Source organism: Neobacillus drentensis (assembly GCF_036965645.1).
Taxonomy (GTDB): Bacteria; Bacillota; Bacilli; order Bacillales; family Cytobacillaceae; genus Neobacillus; species Neobacillus drentensis_D.
Genome location: NZ_JBALPZ010000121.1, coordinates 38,604 through 52,256 on the forward strand (window position 1 = coordinate 38,604; position 13,653 = coordinate 52,256).

The 13,653-nt window shown below is 39.0% G+C and carries 11 protein-coding genes; all 11 read right to left on the reverse strand.

Features of this window, described 5'->3' with window-relative positions:
* Positions 1 to 130: 130 nt before the first annotated feature.
* The 11 genes from V7266_RS21295 to V7266_RS21345 all read right to left on the reverse strand — a co-directional run bounded on the left by V7266_RS21295 (position 131) and on the right by V7266_RS21345 (position 13,570).
* Complete coding sequence (locus V7266_RS21295) at positions 131 to 397, reverse strand: iron-sulfur cluster biosynthesis (RefSeq protein ID WP_335470681.1); 267 nt, start codon at positions 395 to 397, stop codon at positions 131 to 133.
* 125 nt (positions 398 to 522) lie between these two features.
* Positions 523 to 1,227 carry a Na-translocating system protein MpsC family protein gene (locus tag V7266_RS21300; RefSeq protein WP_335470684.1) on the reverse strand — a complete coding sequence of 235 codons (705 nt, stop codon included), beginning with the start codon at positions 1,225 to 1,227 and terminating at the stop codon, positions 523 to 525.
* Positions 1,228 to 1,313: 86 nt separating this feature from the next.
* Complete coding sequence (locus tag V7266_RS21305) at positions 1,314 to 2,006, reverse strand: Na-translocating system protein MpsC family protein (RefSeq protein WP_335470687.1); 693 nt, start codon at positions 2,004 to 2,006, stop codon at positions 1,314 to 1,316.
* 246 nt (positions 2,007 to 2,252) lie between these two features.
* Entirely contained in the window at positions 2,253 to 3,383 is a 1,131-nt protein-coding gene (locus V7266_RS21310) for an ATP-binding protein (protein ID WP_335470690.1), read from the reverse strand.
* A 253-nt stretch (positions 3,384 to 3,636) separates the two neighbouring features.
* A complete protein-coding gene (locus V7266_RS21315) occupies positions 3,637 to 5,094 on the reverse strand; it encodes a protein adenylyltransferase SelO (RefSeq protein ID WP_335470691.1) in 1,458 nt (485 codons plus the stop codon).
* 158 nt (positions 5,095 to 5,252) lie between these two features.
* Positions 5,253 to 5,879, reverse strand: coding sequence for a nucleotidyltransferase family protein (locus tag V7266_RS21320; RefSeq protein ID WP_335470692.1), 627 nt, complete (start codon positions 5,877 to 5,879; stop codon positions 5,253 to 5,255).
* Positions 5,880 to 5,946: 67 nt separating this feature from the next.
* Positions 5,947 to 7,641: a sigma-54 interaction domain-containing protein gene (locus V7266_RS21325; RefSeq protein ID WP_335470693.1), complete on the reverse strand. Its 1,695-nt coding sequence runs from the start codon at positions 7,639 to 7,641 to the stop codon at positions 5,947 to 5,949.
* A gap of 232 nt (positions 7,642 to 7,873) precedes the next feature.
* Positions 7,874 to 9,337, reverse strand: a complete 1,464-nt coding sequence (gene putP / locus V7266_RS21330; protein WP_335470696.1) for a sodium/proline symporter PutP — start codon at positions 9,335 to 9,337, stop codon at positions 7,874 to 7,876.
* 121 nt (positions 9,338 to 9,458) lie between these two features.
* Entirely contained in the window at positions 9,459 to 11,030 is a 1,572-nt protein-coding gene (gene pruA / locus V7266_RS21335; protein WP_335470699.1) for an L-glutamate gamma-semialdehyde dehydrogenase, read from the reverse strand.
* Positions 11,031 to 11,060: 30 nt separating this feature from the next.
* A complete protein-coding gene (locus V7266_RS21340; RefSeq protein ID WP_335470700.1) occupies positions 11,061 to 11,975 on the reverse strand; it encodes a proline dehydrogenase in 915 nt (304 codons plus the stop codon).
* Positions 11,976 to 12,340: 365 nt separating this feature from the next.
* Complete coding sequence (locus tag V7266_RS21345; protein ID WP_335470702.1) at positions 12,341 to 13,570, reverse strand: C40 family peptidase; 1,230 nt, start codon at positions 13,568 to 13,570, stop codon at positions 12,341 to 12,343.
* Positions 13,571 to 13,653 lie beyond the last annotated feature (83 nt).

A 13,653-nucleotide genomic window follows, 5' to 3' on the forward strand; every position in this document is an offset into this window, starting at 1 on the left:
CCGCAGGAGTCGAGCTTATCCGCTCCTATCAACAGAGTATTAAAAAATAACAAAGTCGTTTAACATGCATTTCGAAAAAAAAGCCGAATTCTCCCTTTGGAAAATACGGCTAATTTAAATTATGGTCCGACTAAAGGATCTCAAATTGTTTAAATCCAGTTTGATCAGGTATATAATCTAACGTTTTATGATTGAAATAATGGCATTCTCCTGCATCAATAATAAAGTGCAGGCTATCTTTTATGACTTCTTTATCATTTGCTTGAATAGTATCTTCTAATGTTACCTTCACTTTCATAAAACAACTTTTCCGCATTTGCATCCGAATAAACTGTTTATGACCTAGTTTTAACCGATTTTGCAGCTCTTGTCTTGCCGCTTCTGTTACAATAAACATAAAAATCACCCCGTTTCAATTAGTACCTAGGATGATTATGGCAGATTAACGGATGCCTGTCATGGACAATAATTCAAGCATCCTATTTTAAAACCTGCCAAAATGCTGTTGTTATCATTATGCTTTTACCTATTATCCTTAAGGACAAAGCACATGATGCTTCTATCCTCACTAAAATCCCAATCCACAAAAATATCTGCTACAGGATTGCTAAAAATCTCTTCAAAGCGCCCATCCCGATGCAAATAAGATTTTTCCAGTTCATCTTTGGTGACCATCAGCGTTTGTTCATATCCCTTTTCGATTAATGCCTTTTCAATCTGAATTAAAATTCCATCTCGTATTATCAAATAAATTTTTGGCGGAATAAAATATGCCTCGGTTTTTTCAGGTCTTTTTTGTACCAATACGCTGATCCTTTCAACCTCATCAATTAAGGGTTTGAGTTCCACAGGATCACTAATCTTAGGGCCAACTTTCTCTATAATAGCACCCTCAAATTGGACGGTGATCATTCCTGTGTTTTGTGGATAATTCCAATCATGATAAAAGGATTCGATGTCTTGCGCAAATTCCAGCTCAAGAATTCCTTTTAACTGGTTTTGAACATTTTTCATGACTATATTTCTTGAAATTTCGATTTGATCGGAATTACCATTCTCCAATAAAGCAGCTTCCAACGGCGACAGGAATCCCCTTATGTAAAAAACCAAAAACTGATCCTTTGCATAAGCGTAGCAAGTTTCTGGTCCACGTCCAAAATTTTTTCTTAACAATTTACTAGTCAAGCTGCTAATATCCATTAACTTTTGCTGCAGTGGCGATGACATAAGTGTTTCGACCTCACTTTCGAAAAGGGCAAAAAAACACTGCCCTGCATTATCATGCCCAGGCAGTAAACTTTTTATCTTTTTATTCAGGTATATACTTTGTTGAAACTAAAGATCAAATAACTTTTATTATTTTTATAGTCCCACATGATAAATAAATCCTCAATCGAACGATTAAACATTTCTTCAAATATTTCCCTATGCTGATAATACCCCTTTTTAATTTCTCTAGCATAGGTAAATAACAAGTCAGAATTCCCCTGTTCCACCATCAAGCAGTCTAATGGCAGCATAACACCTTTTGATTCAATCGCACAGATATTTTGAGTGTACTTAACAACCTTTAACTCGCTGGGAATTTTATGAAACTGCGAACCCACCATTCGAACTAATTGAAATAACTTTCTCTCAAAACTCTCATCTATCTTCACATCAGGATTGAAACTATTATTCACTAATAGCAATATACCCGAGTTCGAATTATAGTTCCAATCTTGATAAAAGGAATCGAAAGAAATTCCTAAAATAAGCGATGCCTCTTGCAGCAAATCTTGGGACAAAGCTGTTATGACAGACGACCGAAAATTCATCACTAAATTATATTCTTGCTTTTCCGCTAAAATTGCTTCGGCAGGTGTCATAAAGTTACGGATATAAACGTATAGTCTGTTTGCCCTTAAGACCGTGTAACAGGTCTCAGGACCTTTTCCAAACCCCCCCTTTAAGACTTTACTAAAAGAACTGCTCAGAGACAGCAAATCTTCTTTAGTTGCAACCATTCAGATCCCCCTTGATACAATATAAAAAGGCCTAACTTCACAAAAAGGAAGTTAGGCCACGGTTAAGACGACTTTAAAAAATTAGTTTCTACCATTTACCATCACAAATAAGAATATATTGATTTTAAATAGACTTTAAATCACTTTTTCAAACTAATGACAGCAAGACATTAGACAAAACTCATGATAACATTAAATTTACAACATAACAACAAAATTAGGTGAAAAATAACATTGAATGAAAAATTATTGTTCAGAAGATAAAGGAAATTCCACATGCAGAGCGGTTCCCTTCCGACTACTCTCTATGAATAAGTCTCCTTTATGTTCTTTTATTATTTGCCGGCTAACGAGCAGCCCCAGCCCCGTTCCATTTTCTTTTGTGGTAAAAAAAGGCTGGCCAATTTGATTGAGTATTTCTTCAGGAATTCCGCAGCCCTGGTCGGTGATGCTAATTCGGACCTGCCCTCCAACAAGAGGGCTCCCATTTATTTGCACGATCCCTCCCTCGGGCATTGCTTCGATTGCATTTTTTATAAAATTAATAAAAACTTGTTTTAATTGATTTTTATCTCCAGTTATCCACGTGTAAGTAAAATCAAGTTGTGTATCAATTTGAATATTATTTAAGAGGGCCTGCGATGCCATTAAGGTAACAACTTGCTCTAATAAACTTTGAAGATTTACTCGCTCATATTTTTGTTTGGTTGGCTTTGCAAGGACCATTAATTCTTTTAGAATTTCTTCAATCCGGTCAATCTCGGAATTAATGATTTCAAAATAGATCTGATTACCCACGTTTTCTCCCATTAGTAGTTGTAAAAATCCTTTTATAGCGGTAATGGGGTTGCGAATTTCATGGGCAATCCCAGCAGCCAGCTGACCAGCCGTAGCTTGTTTTTCCGATAAGCGAGATAAATTATTAATCAAGGTATGATACTCTTTTTCACGCTCCATCGTTAACCTGTTCTGTTTTATGGATGTTATATCCTTAATGACTAGATACGTGCCAAGGTAATCCTTTTCAAAAAAGATAGGAATTGAGGTAACGTTTACATCAAAGATACTTCCATCAATGACTTTTACTTGGGCATCAAAGTTATCAAGTTTTTCCTGTTCTCTCCCTTTAAAGAAGGTTTGCTCTTGATTTAAAAAGTCTAAGATAAACAATTTATTTAATGCTATTTGATGCAAAGTATCCCTCGAATAACCAAATAAGGGTTCACAAGCATGGCTTGAATATTCAATTTTCCCTTCCAGGTCAACTAATATAAATGCATCACGATTTTTAGATAAGATCGAAAAGTCCTTATCCATGTTCGTATCTCTATATACTTTTAATAGAACTCTCTTTCGGTCGGTTCCATGCATAACCATAAGGCAGACCCTCCTTTCTAAATTTTCAAATAAAAAAGCCACAATAAGAGCAGAGGATCCCCTGCATCTTACTGTGGCTTAAAAATCTAGCATCAATTTCTAGAATTCGTTACCATTAAGATTTACCTATTTACTTCAATTTTCCGGGTAGAATAGAGCATTTACTCTATATCCATCTTAACTATAATATACATCTCCATCTTTAGCAATAAGTTATCAGTATTTTCTTAAAGTTTCGTCAAAACTTTTCCAATCATGTACCACAAAAGGTTTGGTAAGGACGAGTAGATGGCTCAGGAAGTGTACAGTATTCCTCCTGTACCGGATTTTGAGTGTACGGGTTTGAGAGTACATGTAAAAGTTTGCTCATTACACTGTAATCTCCTTGGGTAACTGCAGCTTCCAGCGCTTCTTCTACCCGGTGGTTCCGAGGGATTACCACAGGGTTACTGTTTTGCATTAACTGATTGGATTCCTCCTCTGTTTCCTTCTGCCTTCCAAGTCTGTCCTGCCATCGCTCCTTCCATTGTAAAAATTCAGGTTGCCCAAAAAACTTGTTATCATCATATTGAGCATATGTTAAGGAGCGGAAAGTATTAGTGTAGTCGGCCTGATACTTATGCATTAGGTTGAGCAGCTCTTCAAATAATGATTCATCCTGTTCCTCTTCGTTAAAGATGCCTAATTTTGCTCTCATTCCTGCCAGCCAATTGGTTTGATACAACTTTATGAATCCTGAAATAGTCTCCTGAGCTAATTGGACAGCTTGCTCTTGATCTTCATGAAGAAGCGGCAATAAGGTTTCGGCAAATCGCGCCAAATTCCATCCGCCCATATACGGTTGATTAGCGTATGCATAACGCCCTTCTCTATCAATGGAACTAAAAACGGTTGCCGGATCATATTGATCCATAAAGGCGCAAGGCCCATAATCAATCGTTTCCCCACTAATGGTCATGTTGTCAGTGTTCATCACTCCGTGGATAAATCCAACCAATTGCCATTTGGCAATCAGTGCAGCCTGACGTTTAATGACCTCCTGAAGCAATGATAGATACTTGTCCCGATTATCCTGAATTTTAGGATAATGGCGATTAATGGTATAGTCAGCCAATGCACGCAGATCGTCGACTTCCCCTCTTCCAGCAGCGTATTGGAAGGTCCCGACACGGATATGACTCGCAGCCACTCGGGTGAGAATAGCACCTGGCAGCAAGGTTTCACGGATAATGGTTTCGCCAGTTGCAACCACAGCTAGACTCCGGGTGGTCGGGATTCCTAGTGCATGCATCGCTTCGCTAATGATATATTCACGCAGCATTGGTCCCAGTGCCGCCCGGCCATCGCCGCCGCGTGAGTATGGGGTTCGGCCAGATCCCTTTAACTGGATATCAACCCGTTTTCCTAGAGGTGTTACCTGCTCCCCAATCAATACAGCCCGACCGTCTCCTAACATAGTAAAGTGCCCAAATTGATGTCCTGCATAGGCTTGAGCAAGGGGCTCGGCTCCCTCCGGTTTCTGATTTCCAGCAAACACTGCTATACCATCATCTGTTTGAAGTTCAGAGATATCAAGGCCTAATTCCCCTCCCAATTCTCCATTCAAAATAACTAACTTTGGTGATCCTACTGGGCTTGGGTTTAGTCTTGTGAAAAATGCTTCAGGTAGATGGGAGTAACTGTTATCAAAATTCCATCCTGTTTTTGTCATGGCAGCTCCTTTTCTCTATATATCATTGGTATGATTAATAGGTTATAACCGTTTTTAATTTCTGTCTCTGTAAGGTTATTATACCTTCTCACCTTCTAGGTAATGAAGGATATGCCTTGACCAGTAAAAAAAGACTGCCCCCATGAAATAGAGCAGTCTCATTTAGATTGATTAACGATATTTTGATAATCCTGTCTTGTATCCACATCCAAAATCGTCCCTTCATCATCTAAAGGAATGTATATGTGCTTGTCAGCATATTTAAAAATTGGTTTTGCCCCTTGATCTCCTGTTATGTCGTTAAGATATGGAAACATTTGCGCAGAAATAAAAACAGGATGCCCAGGTATTCCATTGTAGGTTGGTTGGACAATACATTGGGATTGAGCGTGATCCTTTTCCATTATAACTTTGAGGATTTGGTCGATTGTCGATGACCGTATAAGCGGCTGGTCACCCAAAAATACTAAAACACCACTTGTTTCATAAGGAACGAAATCGATTGCAGCCTTTATCGAACTGCTTAACCCTTCTAAGAAGTTTTCATTCATATTCCAATTGAAGCGATTGTCCTCGACATGTATAGCCTCTTTTAGCTCATTTCCTTTATATCCTACAACTGCTGTAACTTCTTGAAACGGAAACGATAAAACCTTTGTTAAAACAATCTCAAACATAGGTTTTCCATCAATTAGAAGCAGAGGTTTAAATTTTCCCATTCTTGAGGAAACACCTGCAGCTAAAATTACTGCTTTTATCGGTAACAAATTTATGTTTACCCCCATGAATTTTCCCCTCCTCTATAATCCTAGCGTGAGATATAAAAAGAGACACAAGATGGTGCTGAATAGCTCAACTCAAACCATATTCTTTTATTTTGTTGTAAAGAGTCCCCCTTGAAATACCGAGCAAACTGGCAGCAGCACTTTTATTTCCATAAGTTTTTCTTAATGCCTCTTCAATTTGCAAGGCTTCCGCATCCTTTGAGGAGATTTCCGCAGGGGTGCTTTCCGCATCTTTTCCCTCGTTATGATTGAATATAATTTTACTCTTTATGTTCTCAGGCAATTGTTCACTTGAAATAGATGGCTTGTCATTCAATAGAACGATTCGTTCGATGGTATTCCTGATTTCCCGAACATTCCCTGGCCAATCATAGTTCACTATATGGAGCATCGCCTCGGGATGAACCGCTGGAACCATTTTTTTATACTTAGCACTAAATTCATTGATATATTTATCAACCAATGTGACAATATCCTCTTTTCTGGTCCGAAGCGGAGGGATATCGATGGTGATCACCGAAAGATGAAAATAGAGCTTTTCATTTAAACTCCCTTCCCTACGCAGTACATCAATGGGTTCGGACGTAGACGCGATTATACGGGTAGGGACTGTAATCTTCTCTCCCCCTCCAACCCTGTAAAAACTATGGTCGACTAAGTAGTCCAGTAATTTCCCTTGGATGGATAGCGGCATTTTATCAACATTTTCAATAAATAGCGTACCATTTGAGGCCTGCTCAATCCTTCCAATTTGCAAAGTCTGTTGTGCGGAGGTGTCCGTATCCTTTTGAAATCCAAAAAGTTCAATCTCTAACACGGCTGCAGGAATGACTGAACAATTCAAGTTGATAAAAGCTCCTTCTGCTTTCGCCCCGCCATAGTGAATGGCTTGCGCTAACATTTCCTTCCCTGAACCAGGTTCGCCTGTTAAGAAAACCGGAATATCGGCATGAGCAACCTTTTGAGCAATTTGTATGGCCTCCTGAAATTTTGGGCTTCCAGTTATCATCGTAGAGAATGGATTTGTTTTAGAGACCAGTAAAGAGGAGTTTGAATCTAGTTCTTCATTGAGCCGTATAATATTTGTAATATCTTGTTCTGCAGCGACACCACCGATTACTTTATTATCTAGAATAATGGGTAAGGCACTTATCAGAACATGAGTATCCTTATTGGGGCGATGGTACTCCCCTCTTACAGGCCGCCCCTCATTCAGTATTCGATGAAGGATAACTGATTCATCGTTAAAGTGCTCACCGATTTTCTTACCCATAATAAATTCCTTCTTTATCTTGTAGGTCTCTTCAGCGGTTGTATTCCAATAAACTACATTCCCAGATTCATCCACTGCTGTTACAGAATCGCTTATGGTTTCAGCCAAGGTTTCAAAATAAGCTGAAACCTTACTGTTCTCTTCCTTCAATTTTTCAATTTCCTTCCCAGATGTCAGGATACCTATGTATTCCTTTTCATTCTTAAAAAGGACCGGCCTCCTCCAGTCCACTTCCGACGGAAGACCTTTGTCAGCTGAAACGACTGTAGACGCAAGCCAGTTCAGATGTTGAAGCCAGTCAATAATAGGCGTAGAGTCTTTTCCTATAGCCATCAGATTATATTCATAGTTATTAATGATAAAGTATGTTCCGCCTGCTACAATGACAAAATTATACTCTTTCAGTTTCTCTTTAATTTCAGTTAATGGTGTACGATCATTTACAATTGTAAAGAAGTAATCCAATTGATATTGTGCACTTTTGAACATACTAAAATCCTTTCTCACTTTTCTTTCACTTTAACACAAAATGAAACGCTGTATCCAATTAAGCGCTTCATTTATCATTAGGAGCCCACCGAGCAAAGGCGTAACTAAAAATACATAAGTCAAAATTCCGATTAAAAAAGCTGAACCCATTATTGAATGGGGATCAGCTTTTTCAATCATTATTGAATACTTATACCATCTAAAACTTGAGGTTCAAATTTCTGCAGGATAATTATGCTGTTTGTTTATATCGATCAAATTCCTTTTTTAATTGTTCACTAGGTTCCGGGGTAGCCAGACTGACAACCCAGATAGCAGTCAAACTCACAAGGAATCCTGGAATCATCTCGTATAAACTTTTCGACAATACCGGAACATTTGCCCAAATAATTACGGTAATGGCTCCGGAAATCATTCCGGCAAGAGCCCCCCATCGATTCATCCGTTTCCAGTAAAGACTTAACAAAATAACAGGCCCAAAAGCAGCTCCAAATCCTGCCCATGCATAAGCAACAAGCGATAGAATTGTTCCACTTTTATTGAAGGCTAGTAACACAGCAACAAACGATACCACAAGGACGGAAAGCCTGCTTACGAGCAACAGCTCTTTGTCTGTTGCCGACCTGCGGAAGAATGTCTTATAAATATCCTCTGTCAGGGAGCTGGCCGTTACTAAAAGCTGCGAAGAAATCGTACTCATCACAGCCGCTAATAATGCAGCTAATAAAAATCCTGTAATGAGCGGGTGGAAAAGGATTTCACTTAATTGAATAAAAATCGTTTCCGGATCTGCAAGATTAAGTCCTTGCTTTGAATAATAGGAAATTCCAATAAAACCAGTAAACATCGCGCCGCCGACAGAGAAAATCATCCATCCCATGCCAATTCTCCGGGCTTTTTTAATCTCTTTAACAGATGAAATCGCCATAAAGCGTACAACAATATGAGGCTGTCCAAAATAGCCTAATCCCCATGCCATTAACGAAATAATTCCCACTAATGAAGTCCCTTTAAAAATATCAAATAACTTAGGATCGATCCCTTTTATTTCACCAAAAGCTGGGCCAAACCCGCCTACATTCATAATGGTCACAGCCGGAACGAGGACTAGAGCAATCACCATGATTAACCCTTGTACAAAATCAGTCCAACTCACCGCTAAAAATCCACCAAATAGAGTATAGCCAATGACAACCGCAGCGATTATCCAAAGGCCTGCCTGATAGTGAAGATTGAACGTTGACTCAAAAAGCACCCCGCCTGAAACCATTCCGGAAGAAACATAGAAAGTAAAGAAAACAATAATGACAAGTCCGGAAGTTAATCGCAGCATGGATGACCGATCCCCAAAACGATTTTCCAGATAGGCAGGAATCGTCATTGAATTATTGGCCGTTTCTGTATAGATTCTTAGTCTTGGAGCTACATAAAGCCAGTTTAAATAAGCACCTATTGTCAACCCTATGGCGATCCAAGATGCGCTCAAGCCTTGGGAAAACATCGCACCAGGCAATCCCATTAACAGCCATCCGCTCATATCAGAAGCCCCGGCACTTAATGCGGTAACTGCAGCTCCCAGGCCCCTTCCACCAATCATATAATCAGATAGATTAGAAGTTCGTTTGTAGGCGAAATAACCAATTAAAAGCATGCCCACCATATAAATACCAATAGAAATAAGTATCTGTGTATTCAATCGTCATCCCCCATTCTCCGTATTCATTCCCCCATAATAACACGTCTACATACATAGAAGATACCCTTTGTTCAATTTCTTGGAAGAGCCCCCCACCCCCGAGAGCTCTCCGATCTTTTTGTTATGATAGTTTTTTAGATTTTAACTTAGCTTGAGTAAATAACAGTAAGTAATCGAGTCCTCCTGCTTTTGAATCCGTGCCAGACATATTAAAACCGCCAAACGGGTGTGCTCCCACTAATGCACCAGTACACTTTTTATTGATATACAGGTTGCCACAGTACATATTTTCAAGAGCATAGTTGATTCGTTCCTCATCCTTTGAATGGTAGGCGCCAGTCAATCCATACTCCGTATCGTTATAAATCTCAATAGCTTCCTTCCAGTCAGCAGCTTTTGCAATCGCTAAAACTGGCCCAAAGATTTCTTCCTGCATGATGCGTGCTTTTGGATCAACATCAGCTAAAATTGTTGGTTCAATATAAAAACCGTTTCCTGCTGCTCTTGAACCGCCTGTAAGGAGTCTCCCTTCCATCTTACCAATTTCAATATAGCTCATAATTTTATCGACCGATTTCTGATCAATTACTGGTCCTATTGAACAGTTTTCTTCTGGAAGACCAATGGATAGGTTTTTCGTCAAATTTACTACCTTTTCTACCACTTGGTCATAAACTGATTCTACGATAATCGCTCTAGATCCAGCCGAGCATTTTTGTCCCTGAAAACCATAAGCTGAAGCAACAATAGCTGCAGCTGCTGCATCTAAGTCAGCTGTTTCATCGACGACAACTCCGTCTTTTCCGCCCATCTCGGCGATGACACGTTTTAACCATAACTGGCCTGACTGAACCTTTGAGGCCCGCTCATAGATCCGGCATCCTACAGCACGTGAGCCTGTAAACGAGATGAAACGTGTTTTTGGATGTTCAACCAAATACTCTCCCACGTCGATTCCATCCCCAGGCATAAAGTTAAGCACACCTGAAGGTAGTCCAACCTCTTCCATTAATTCCACAAATTTAGCTGCAATCACAGGAGTCGCATCTGCAGGCTTTAAAATAACGGTATTACCAGATACAATCGCTGCTACGGTCGTACCTGCCATGATGGCCAATGGGAAGTTGAATGGAGATATGACAATTCCAACTCCCAGAGGAATATAAGAAATTTGGTTGACTTCTCCTTCGATTTTAGTAAGCGGCTGATGAATGCTTGTCTCACTCAGGCGAATCATTTCCCTCGCATAAAACTCCATAAAATCAATGGCCTCTGCTGTATCCGCATCCGCTTCAGCCCAGTTTTTCCCTGACTCAAATACAAGATAAGAGGAAAACTCATGCTTGCGCTGTCTCATTAAGTCTGCTGCCTTGAATAAATACTCTGCACGTGCTGCAGGGTCAACCTTTTTCCATGTTTCAAATGTCTTCAAAGCTTCCTGCATTGCCTTTTCAGCTAACTCCTGATTCCCTTTACTTACAGTTCCAATAATTTCATCGACATTTCCCGGATTAATAGAAACAGTTTGCTCCTCCGTAAACAATTTTTCGTTTCCTATCACGATTGGATACTTTTTGCCAAGCTCTTTTTTCACTTTTGCAAGAGCTGCATACATGGATTGCTTATTTTCCTCAATTGAAAAATTAGTAAAAGGTTCATTTTTAAAGGTTGGTACTTGAACTGTTGTTGTCATATTCATTCGACTCCTCTTTATATCAATTTTTTATTTTAGTAGATTTTTAAGTACGAACCATACATTTGCAGGTCTTTCTGCTAAACGTCTCATGAAATAGCCGAACCAATCGATCCCATATGGTACATATACACGGACTTTAAACCCTTCTTTTACCAGTCTTGCTTGAATATCTTCACAAATACCATAGAGCATTTGGAATTCAAAATGATTTTTCGGTATTTGATGCTCACTCACGATTGACTTTGTATATTCAATCATTGTTTCGTCATGGGTAGCTATCGCTGTATAGTTGCCGTTCAAAAGATGCTGCTTAATGATGTTTTTGTAGTTCTCATCCACATCTTTTTTCTCAGGAAAGGCAACAGACGTTGATTCTTTGTAAGCCCCTTTCACAAGGCGCAAGTTTGCTTTCAGTTGATTTAAATCGGCAATATCCTGTTCGGTCCTGTAGAGATAAGCTTGAATAACCAGGCCGACATTGTCATATTCCTTGCGAAGCTCTTTGTAAATATCGATTGATATTTGACAATGCGCATAATCCTCCATATCAATTCGAACAAAATTATCATGGAATTTAGCACGATCAAGAATTTTACGCATATTTTTCATACACAGCTCTTTGCTTATATCAAGGCCAAGAGATGTCATTTTAAGGGAAAGATTTGAATTAACGCCTGCCTCATTAATCGCATCCAAAGTTTGAATACACATGGCAGCCGATTCAAGTGCTTCTTCTTCGGTATAAACAAATTCACCCAAATGGTCCAAGGTGACCACCTTGCCCTCGCTATTTAGCCTTTGAACTACTTCAATAGCAGATCTAATAGATTCACCTGCTACAAATCGGCTTGCCCCAAAACGCAATCCATATTTCTTTGCGAGTTTATTGGCGGAAGTGTTTTTCCCAAGTGATTGAAACATGTTTCTCATTATTAATTCCAAATCCTTCAATCCTCCTTAAAATATCATGTAAGCTCTTACATAATTTTAATATTACTTAAACACTATTGTCTACATTTTTTTAATTTAAACAATACTGTTAACTTAATAAATTGATATTAAAGTATAATTGACATTATTTGAACATTTCTGTCACATAATCTGACACAGTTTTTCACAATAGTGTTCAATCTGTGTTTTCACAAGGAAATACACAATTAGACATTTTTGATATCCCCTAAGTACTAAGTCATCTCTAGCTACAAATCTAAAATCGAATTCTTACTGTTCCACACAAAAAAAAAACATCCTATTCTCGTAAATAGGATGTTTTTAGATTAATAGCTATATATCAATAATGATTAAATCTATCGTAAAACTCGAGCCGCACTAGAAAACTTAGCCGGATTATAAGCTGCAATTTTCACAACGTCACCTGTTTGTGGTGCGTGAATATATTGTCCGCCACCAATATAGATACCGACATGATATGCTGGGTTCCCTCTGAATACCAAATCTCCCGGCTGAACTTGACTCGGAGAAATTCTCGTTCCAACATTCTGCTGATCGCGTGAGACCCTTGGAAGATTAATTCCAGCTGCATTTCTAAACACGTATGAAGTGAATCCTGAACAATCAAATCCACTTGGTGTAGATCCGCCCCAAACGTATGGTACACCTAAAAATTGTTTCGCATAGGCAATAACTGCACTTGCCGATCCAGTGTTTGCTGGAGGGGCTGCAACTGCCGGTGTTGTAGGCTTAGAAGGTGTGCTTCTTACAGGCGTTTGCTGTTGAACTGGCTGCTTTGCTTGTTGCGCTGGCTGCTGGGACTGCTGCGCGGCTGGCTGACTTTGCTCTGCTTGTTGTTGTGCTTGTTGCTGAGCCTGTTGTTGTGCACGCTGACGAGCCTGCTCAGCCTGTTGTTCTGCAAGTGCACGCTGGCGTGCTTCTTCTGCTAGTTGTTCAGCATATTGGGTCTGTTGGCTTTGCAATGTATCTTTAGCAACAGCTAATTCTTTTTCAATTTCCTTTTTATCTTGTTCAATCTTTTGTTGTTCAGAAGCTAATTCAGTTTGGCTCTTTTGTAATTGAGCGTATTCATTATGTAATTTTTCCTCTGCATTTTTTAATGCTTGTTCTTTTTCATTTAAACCATTCAGCAAGTCTGTATCACTTTGCATAATACTAGAAATGGCAGTAAAACGAGTTAAAAACTCAGAAATGTTATTAGAAGACAACAAAAGTTCTGCGTAGGTAGCCACTGACTGTTTACCTTCTAATTGAATGGTTTTAAGTCTCTCAGCATAGACCTCCTTATGAGCATCTAGTGACTTTTGGGCTGCTGTGATTTCAACCTTCGTTTCTCCAATTTTCCCTTGTTGTGTTTTAATTTGGGCGTTAAGTTCTTGACTTTTCTCCATAGCAACCGAAATTCGATTGTCTAATTGTTGAACCTTTGTTTCAAAGTCATCAATTTGATTTTGTGTTTGGTTGATTTGTCCTTGGGTGACTGGATTAGCAAAAGCAGGTGTAGCTGAAATCATAGTGGCAATAATGGAAGCGGATACGGTATATTTTAATAATTTTTTTAGCATTATAAGTTCTCCTCTTGTAACCTATCATTCTTAATAAATTCTTAATATGTTTCTAGTTTATATATTTAAAGGAGGAAAAACAA

Coding starts and splice junctions, on each gene's coding strand:
- V7266_RS21315 (WP_335470691.1), bottom strand. CDS start 5,094: ATGACAAAAACAGGATGGAATTTTGATAACAGTTACTCCCATCTACCT.
- V7266_RS21325 (WP_335470693.1), bottom strand. CDS start 7,641: ATGTTCAAAAGTGCACAATATCAATTGGATTACTTCTTTACAATTGTA.
- V7266_RS21345 (WP_335470702.1), bottom strand. CDS start 13,570: ATGCTAAAAAAATTATTAAAATATACCGTATCCGCTTCCATTATTGCC.
- V7266_RS21300 (WP_335470684.1), bottom strand. CDS start 1,227: ATGTCATCGCCACTGCAGCAAAAGTTAATGGATATTAGCAGCTTGACT.
- pruA (WP_335470699.1), bottom strand. CDS start 11,030: ATGACAACAACAGTTCAAGTACCAACCTTTAAAAATGAACCTTTTACT.
- V7266_RS21295 (WP_335470681.1), bottom strand. CDS start 397: ATGTTTATTGTAACAGAAGCGGCAAGACAAGAGCTGCAAAATCGGTTA.
- V7266_RS21320 (WP_335470692.1), bottom strand. CDS start 5,879: ATGGGGGTAAACATAAATTTGTTACCGATAAAAGCAGTAATTTTAGCT.
- V7266_RS21310 (WP_335470690.1), bottom strand. CDS start 3,383: ATGGTTATGCATGGAACCGACCGAAAGAGAGTTCTATTAAAAGTATAT.
- V7266_RS21305 (WP_335470687.1), bottom strand. CDS start 2,006: ATGGTTGCAACTAAAGAAGATTTGCTGTCTCTGAGCAGTTCTTTTAGT.